General features: G+C 59.0%; 1 protein-coding gene. It reads right to left on the bottom strand.

Going from position 1 to position 454, the window contains the following annotated elements:
* Positions 1-194: 194 nt before the first annotated feature.
* Positions 195-454, bottom strand: a 260-nt coding sequence (locus D9599_RS31865; protein ID WP_232481153.1) for an outer membrane lipoprotein-sorting protein, incomplete at its 5' end; no start/stop codon positions are given.

Here is a 454-nt window from a genome sequence, read left to right as displayed (position 1 = left end):
GGCGACAGCCGTTCGGGTCATGTTCAGCAAGGAGACTGACATGACCTTCTGGAAGGAGCGCTTGGAGGCAGAGGCGAAGGGCCGCGAGCCTCACGCCGCCTGAGACCGAGGGACGACTGCTTATGCCGTTAGTGGAGGTATAGGCTCCCCACAGGCCTATAGTGGCCTCTGGGGAGCGTGCTCCAACTCCTCTATCAGGCCTCCGGTTCAACGAACCTCGTCACCTGGAAAGGCTGAATGCGTGCGGGCTTACCGCTTAGATGCTCATACTCAACTTTGACCAGCATACCGTTACCCCGATCGAGCCAATACGTCGTCTTGCCCGAGTAGCCCACACCATTACCGAGACGTCCTTCTCTCAACCTTTGGATCCGCACCGCCGTAATCGCCGCGCCGGAAACGGTTATCTGATCTTCGCCTTCCGTAGTGTACCGCTCGTGCCAGAGGCCGTTTG

It is taken from the genome of Roseomonas sp. KE2513 (assembly GCF_016107305.1).
Lineage (GTDB): Bacteria > Pseudomonadota > Alphaproteobacteria > Acetobacterales > Acetobacteraceae > Roseomonas.
Note: the sequence above shows the minus strand (reverse complement) of the source record. Positions and strands in the feature narration are given on the sequence as shown.